Annotated in this window: 7 protein-coding genes; 5 read left to right on the forward strand and 2 right to left on the reverse strand. The window is 65.8% G+C overall.

Annotated features, from left to right (window positions below):
- Both WBB14_RS29730 and gatC read right to left on the reverse strand, forming a co-directional pair.
- Positions 1-500: amidase family protein (locus WBB14_RS29730; RefSeq protein ID WP_424242941.1), on the reverse strand; the 500-nt coding region annotated here is incomplete at its 3' end.
- Between the two features lie 3 nt (positions 501-503).
- Complete coding sequence (gatC, locus tag WBB14_RS29735; protein ID WP_424242944.1) at positions 504-812, reverse strand: Asp-tRNA(Asn)/Glu-tRNA(Gln) amidotransferase subunit GatC; 309 nt, start codon at positions 810-812, stop codon at positions 504-506.
- Between the two features lie 228 nt (positions 813-1,040).
- On the opposite strand from gatC, the gene WBB14_RS29740 reads away from it, so the two are divergent.
- The 5 genes from WBB14_RS29740 to rodA all read left to right on the forward strand — a co-directional run bounded on the left by WBB14_RS29740 (position 1,041) and on the right by rodA (position 6,683).
- On the forward strand, positions 1,041-2,084 hold the full coding sequence (locus WBB14_RS29740; RefSeq protein WP_006391829.1) for a rod shape-determining protein: 1,044 nt from the start codon (positions 1,041-1,043) through the stop codon (positions 2,082-2,084).
- Between the two features lie 84 nt (positions 2,085-2,168).
- Positions 2,169-3,053: a rod shape-determining protein MreC gene (gene mreC / locus WBB14_RS29745; RefSeq protein WP_332011579.1), complete on the forward strand. Its 885-nt coding sequence runs from the start codon at positions 2,169-2,171 to the stop codon at positions 3,051-3,053.
- Entirely contained in the window at positions 3,040-3,606 is a 567-nt protein-coding gene (mreD, locus tag WBB14_RS29750) for a rod shape-determining protein MreD (RefSeq protein ID WP_013396747.1), read from the forward strand. Before mreC ends, mreD begins: the two co-directional genes overlap by 14 nt.
- Before the next feature lie 15 nt (positions 3,607-3,621).
- Positions 3,622-5,547 (forward strand): penicillin-binding protein 2, encoded by a 1,926-nt coding sequence (gene mrdA, locus WBB14_RS29755; protein ID WP_424242942.1) that lies wholly within the window; start codon positions 3,622-3,624, stop codon positions 5,545-5,547.
- A complete protein-coding gene (gene rodA / locus WBB14_RS29760; RefSeq protein ID WP_424242943.1) occupies positions 5,547-6,683 on the forward strand; it encodes a rod shape-determining protein RodA in 1,137 nt (378 codons plus the stop codon). The genes mrdA and rodA overlap by 1 nt, the downstream gene beginning before the upstream one ends.
- The last annotated feature ends 183 nt before the right edge of the window (positions 6,684-6,866 follow it).

The raw sequence follows: 6,866 nt of genomic DNA on the forward strand, positions 1-6,866 counted from the left end.
GCGGCCACGGCGGCGGCCGAACCGCCCGAGGAGCCGCCGGGCACGGCGGCGTGGTCCCAGGGGTTCTTCACGGCGCCGTAGGCGGAGTTCTCGTTGCCGGAACCCATGGCGAATTCATCGCAGTTCAGCTTGCCGAGCGATACGGCGCCGGCCTCACCCAGGCGCTCGACGACGGTGGCGTCGAACGGGCTGACGTAGCCCTCGAGCATCTTGCTGCCGGCGGTGGTGCGCCAGCCGCGGGTGACGAAGGCGTCCTTGTGGGCGATTGGGATGCCGGCCAGCGGGCCGGCCGAGCCGGCAGCCAGCGCGGCGTCGGCGGCGCGGGCCTGGGCCAGCGTCAATTCGGCGTCAATATGTAAAAAGCAATTCAGGCCGCTGGCCGCTTCGGCGGCCGTCAAGGCGCTTTGAGCGAGCTCGACGGCGCTGACCTGGCGTTGCGCAAGGGCCGCGCGCAAGGCGGCGATCCCCTTGAATTGGGTGTGCAGAGCGGGTTTCGTCATGACTTAATCCAGGACCTTGGGAACCAGGAACAGGCCTTCCTGGGCGTCGGGGGCGTTGGCCAGCAGCTCCTCGCGGCGGGCCTCCGAGCTGGCTTCGGTCACGGCATCTTCACGCAGGCGCAGCACGATGTCTTCGTGGGCGGACAGAGGGTGCGCCAGGGGTTCGACCCCCTGGGTGTCGACGGACTGGAGCCGTTCGATCAGGTGGAGGATGCCGTTGAGTTCGGCCTGCGCGAGGGTGCGCTGGTCGGGGGTCAGTTCGATTCTGGCCAGCCGGGCAATGCGGGCCACATCTGTGTCGTTGAGCGCCATGGGGGATTGCAAATCGATAAGCGAAGGCCGAAGGGCGGGACGGGGCAGTATGCATACGCCGAACCCGTTACAAAGCTTGAATAGCCTGCATTTATGCGCTATTTCCGGGGAAATTATAAGTTATGATTCACGGTTTAATCGCCGTGATGACAGGCGGACCCGTTCTTTTACGGGCCCTACGCCCCGCGGCATGTACCTCATTCCCCCCCAGAATTTAGCTGAGCTCCCATGTTCGGATTCCTGCGCAGTTATTTTTCCAGCGATATGGCGATCGACCTCGGTACCGCCAATACGCTGATTTACGTCCGCGGCAAGGGCATCGTGCTCGATGAACCGTCCGTGGTCGCAATCCGTCATGAAGGCGGTCCTCACGGCAAGAAGATCATTCAGGCCGTCGGTCAAGAAGCCAAGCAGATGCTCGGCCGCGTGCCCGGCAATATAGAGGCCATTCGGCCCATGAAGGACGGCGTCATCGCCGACTTCACGGTCACCGAGCAGATGCTCAAGCAGTTCATCCGCATGGTGCACCCGCGCAACATGCTGGCGCCCAGCCCGCGCATCATTGTCTGCGTGCCCTGCGGCTCCACCCAGGTTGAACGCCGCGCCATCCGCGAATCGGCCCTGGGCGCGGGCGCGTCCCACGTCTTCCTGATCGAGGAACCCATGGCCGCGGCCATCGGCGCCGGCCTGGCCGTGTCCGACGCCAGCGGCTCCATGGTCGTCGACATCGGCGGCGGTACCACCGAAGTGGCGGTCATTTCGCTGGGCGGCATGGTCTACAAGGGCTCGGTGCGCGTCGGCGGGGACAAGTTCGACGAAGCCATCGTCAACTATATCCGCCGCAACTACGGCATGCTGATCGGCGAACCCACCGCCGAACTGATCAAGAAGGAAATCGGCTCGGCCTTTCCCGGCTCCGAAGTCCGCGAGATCGAGGTCAAGGGCCGCAACCTGGCCGAAGGCGTGCCGCGCAGCTTCACGGTCTCGTCCAACGAGATCCTGGAATCGCTGACGGATCCGCTGAACCAGATCGTCTCGGCCGTGAAGATCGCGCTGGAACAGACCCCGCCCGAACTGGGCGCCGACATCACCGACAAGGGCATTGCCCTGACCGGCGGCGGCGCGCTGCTGCGCGACCTGGACCGCCTGCTGCAGGAAGAGACCGGCCTGCCCGTGGTGGTGGCGGACGATCCGCTGACCTGCGTCGTGCGCGGTTGCGGCGAGGCGCTGGAACACCTTGAGAAACTGGGCGCCATCTTCATCAACGACTAATTTTGCCCGCCAGCCCGGAGCCCCGCTTTTTCACGGCTCCGGCCGCTGCCGGAGCGACGGACGCGGGCGTCCGGGCTGAGATTCATGCAACGACAAGGGACTCCTCCCCTATTCAGGCGCGGCCCACCTGCGGAGGTGCGGCTGGTCGTTCTGGTCGTCCTTGCTTTGGCCCTGATCGTCATGGATTCGCAATGGCGCATGCTGGAACCGGCGCGCCGCGCGATATCCGTGGCGCTTTACCCCTTCCAGCGCGCCGTCATGGCGCCACGCGACCTCGTCCAGCAAGTGAACGAATGGGTCAACGCGGCCAACCTCATTCGTAGCGAAAATGAAGCCCTGCAGCGCCAGCGCATCGAACTGGCCCAGGTGACCACGCATGGCGCGCAGCTGGCCGCGGAAAACTCGCAGTTGCGCCGGCTGCTGGGCGTGACCGACACCGTGGCGCAATCCGCCGTGGTGGTCGAGGTCATGTACGAGCCCACCAACGCGTTCACGCAGCGCCTGGTGTTCAACAAGGGCAGCAAGGCGGGCCTGGCCCCGGGCATGCCGGTGATCGACGAAGGCGGCGTGGTCGGGCAGATCGTGCGCGTCACGCCGATGACCGCCGAGGCCGCGCTGGTCACCGACGAGCAAGTCTCCATCCCCGTGCAGTTGCTGCGCAATGGCCTGCGCCTGATCGCGTTCGGCGGCAACTCGCCCGGCAAGATGGAAGTCCGTTACCTTGCCGCCAATGCCGACATCAAGGAAGGCGATACTATCGTTACCAGCGGCGTCGGCGGATTGTTTCCGGCCGGCCTGCCGGTGGCCAAGGTGACCTCGGTCGAACGCGATACCGCCTCCGGCTTTGCGCGCGCCGTGTGCGAACCGCTGGCCCATCCCGAACGCTACCGTCACTTCCTGGTTCTGCAGGTCGATGTGGAACGCGCCGAGTCCAACCGTCAGGAGGTCGATTCCGGTGGATCGGACTAAGCAATCCTCGGGGCAGGCCACGCGCCGCCTCGGCACCCCCAGCAATGTGCAGCCCGACCGGCTCTCCGGCCCCGCGCACGGCGTATTCGTCTGGGCCACGGTGCTGGTGGCGTGGCTGGTGTCGCTGCTGCCGTGGCGCCTATGGCAGGGCGCGCCCGACATCCTGCTGCTGATCATCGCCTTCTGGTGCGTGCACGAGCCGCGCCGGATCGGCCTGTTCACCGCCTTCTTCTTCGGCCTGCTGATGGACGTGCACGACGCCGGCCTGTTGGGCGAGCACGCGCTGTCGTACACGCTGGTCGCCTACGGCGCGGTGGTGCTGCATCGCCGGTTGCAGCGGTTCGACCTCTGGAGCCAGGCCATGCATATGCTGCCTGTGTTCTTCATTGCCCGCTTCGTGACCCAGATCATTCATGCATGGCTGGCCGGCAAATGGCCGGGCTGGGACTGGGGCATCAGCGTGCTCCTGACCGCCGCCTTGTGGCCGCTGGCGGGCTGGGTTCTGCACTTGCCGCAGCGCGGTGTCGACGACGCCGAATCTTCCTCCGCCTGACGGCGGCGCCGCGTCATGTTCGAGTTCAAGAAAACCGGCCAGCAGCAGAAGCAGCGTTTCCGCCTGCGCGCCTGGGTGGGCGGGCTGTTCGCGCTGGCCTGCTTCGGCGTGCTGGTCGGCCGGTTCTGGTACCTGCAGGTCGATCGCTACGAGGGCCTGTCCGAGCGCGCCGACCGCAACCGCATCGCGGTCGTGCCCATCCCGCCGCGGCGCGGCGAGATCCTGGACCGCAATGGCGAAGTGCTGGCGCGCAACTACCGCACTTACACGCTCGAAGTCGTGCCGGCCCACGCCGGCAATCTGAGCCAGCTGTTCGAACGCCTGACCGAGGTCGTGTACATCAGCCCGGCCGATCAGCGCCGCTTCAAGCGCCGCGCCGCCGAGTCCAGCCGCTACGCCAGCCTGCAGCTGCGCAACAATCTCAACGAAACCGAGGCCGCCTGGTTCGCCGCGCATTCCTTCCAGTTTCCGGGCGTGGAGCTGCGCGCGCGCTGGGTGCGTGAGTATCCGCAGGGCGCATCGGCGGGCCACGTGGTCGGCTATATCGGCCGCATCGCGGAGGGCGACAACGAAGAGCTGGAGCGCGCCGGCCAGTTGGGCAACTACCGCGGCACCGACGTCATCGGCAAAAAGGGCATCGAGAAGACCTGGGAAGAGCAACTGCACGGCCGCACCGGCCTGGAAGAGGTCGAAGTGACCGCGGGTGGACGGCCCATGCGCACGCTGCGCCGGATCGATCCCGTGCCCGGCTCCGACATCATGCTGTCCATCGACCTGGGCCTGCAGAAGGTGGCCGAAGCGGCTTTCGAAGGGCAGCGCGGGGCGCTGGTCGCCATCGACCCCGACACGGGCGAGGTGCTGGCTTTCGTCTCGCAGCCTTCGTTCGACCCGAATCTGTTCGTGGATGGCATCGACGTGGACAACTGGCGCATGCTGAACGAATCACCGGATCATCCGCTGATCAACCGGCCGCTGTACGGCACCTATCCCATCGGTTCGACCTACAAGCCTTTCGTGGCCCTGGCCGCGCTCGAACTGGGCAAGCGCCGCGCCACCGACCGCATCTCCGACCCCGGCTACTACGAATTCGGCGGTCAGAAATTCCGTAATGCCGGCGGGGCGGCCTACGGCATGACGGACATGCACAAGGCCATCGTCGTGTCGTCCGACACCTACTTCTATTCGCTGGGCCCCGAGATCGGCGTGAACGCCCTGCACGATTTCACCAAGCAGTTCGGCTTCGGCCAGATCACCGGCATCGACCTGGAAGGTGAAAAGCGCGGCGTGCTGCCCTCGACCGACTGGAAGCGCTCGGCTTACAAGGACAAGGAGCGTCAGCGTTGGTACGCGGGCGAGACGATTTCCGTGGCGGTGGGGCAGGGCTATAACGCCTTCACGCTGTTGCAGCTGGCGCAAGGCACGTCCACGCTGGCCAACAACGGCCTGTACCGCCGTCCGCACCTGGTGCATGCGGTGCGCGACCCGCGCAGCGGCGTGGCCAAGCCCACCGAGTCCGCGCCCGACTACCGCATTCCTCTCAAGCAGGCCAACGTGGACGTGATCAAGAACGCCATGGCGGACGTGGTGCGGGCCGGCACGGCGCGGCGCGCGTTCGCCAACACGCCTTACCAGGCGGCCGGCAAGACCGGCACAGCGCAAGTGTTCAGCCTGCGCGGCGGCCATTACCGCGCCAGCGCCATCGACGAACGCCTGCGCGACCACGCCCTGTTCATGGGCTTCGCGCCGCTTGAACACCCGCGCATCGCGGTGGCGCTGATCGTCGAGAACGCCGGCTGGGGCGCCAGCGTCGCCGCGCCGGTCGCCCGCAAGGTATTCGACTATTGGCTGGCCAAGGACCGCCAGGACAAGATCGTGCGGCCCGATCGCGCCGACCCCCTGGCCTCGGTCGAGGAAATCGCTTCCGACGTGGTGCGCCAATAATGAAACGCCTGGGCCTTATCCTGCTACGCGTGTTCACGGCCTTCGATTGGCCGTTGCTGGCGATCCTGCTGATGTTCGCCGCGCTCGGCATGACGGTGATGCATTCCGCGGTGGGCGGCACCGACTGGCGCTTCGCCGAACAGTCGCGCAACTTCATCATCGCCTTTTTCGCGATGTGGGTCATGGCGCTGATTCCGCCGAAGTGGCTGATGAAGCTGGCCTTGCCCTTCTACGTGGTGGGGGTGGTGCTGCTGCTGGGCGTGGAGTTTTTCGGCGAAACCAGCAAGGGCGCGACCCGCTGGCTGAACCTGGGCGTGACCCGCATCCAGCCCTCCGAGATGATGAAGATCGGCGTGCCCATGATGCTGGCCTGGTACTTCCAGCGCCACGAGGGCGCGGTCCGCATCCGCGACTTCCTGGCCGCCGCCGCCATGCTGGCCGCGCCTTTCGGCCTGATCGTGCTGCAGCCTGACCTGGGCACGGCGCTGCTGGTGTTCGGCGCCGGTTTCTTCGTGATCTACTTCGCGGGCCTGTCGTTCAAGCTGCTGGTGCCGGTCATGCTGGCCGGCATCATCGCCATCGGCACGCTGGTCTATTACGAGGACCAGCTTTGCGAGCCCGAGGTGGACTGGGTGGTGCTGCACGACTACCAGAAGCACCGGGTGTGCACGCTGCTCAATCCCAGTTCCGATCCGCTGGGCAAGGGCTTCCATACGATCCAGTCGATGATCGCGGTGGGCTCGGGCGGGATGTACGGCAAGGGCTACATGAAGGGCACGCAGACGCACCTGGATTTCATCCCCGAACGCACCACCGACTTCATCTTCGCGGTGTACGCCGAGGAGTTCGGGCTGTACGGCGGCATCGCCATCCTGGTGCTGTACGGGCTGATGATGGCGCGCGGCCTGACGATCGCATCACGGGCGTCGTCGCAGTTCGGCAGGCTGCTGGTGGGGGCGTTGACGATGATGCTGTTCATCTATGTATTCGTGAACGTGGGGATGGTGACGGGGATTCTGCCGGTGGTGGGGGTGCCGTTGCCGTTCATGAGCTATGGGGGGACGGCTTTGTTCACCATGGGGATTGCGTTTGGGATCATGATGAGTATTAGTCGGCATCGGTCGGTTAAGACTTGATCGGATCTTGGGTTTTTATCGGGCGGGCGATGTCTTCGTAGGTCGCCCGTCGTCGCGGGCGGCGTGGCGGCTCGCGCCCACGATTGCGGTCCGGAGCGTTCGCTCCGGACTTCCCCGTCGTCATCCTCGTCCTCGCCTTCGGCGACTCCTTCGGATTCCCTCGGGCGCATCGAGGTTGCGAGC

The organism is Achromobacter sp. (assembly GCF_049647645.1).
Lineage (GTDB): Bacteria > Pseudomonadota > Gammaproteobacteria > Burkholderiales > Burkholderiaceae_B > Achromobacter.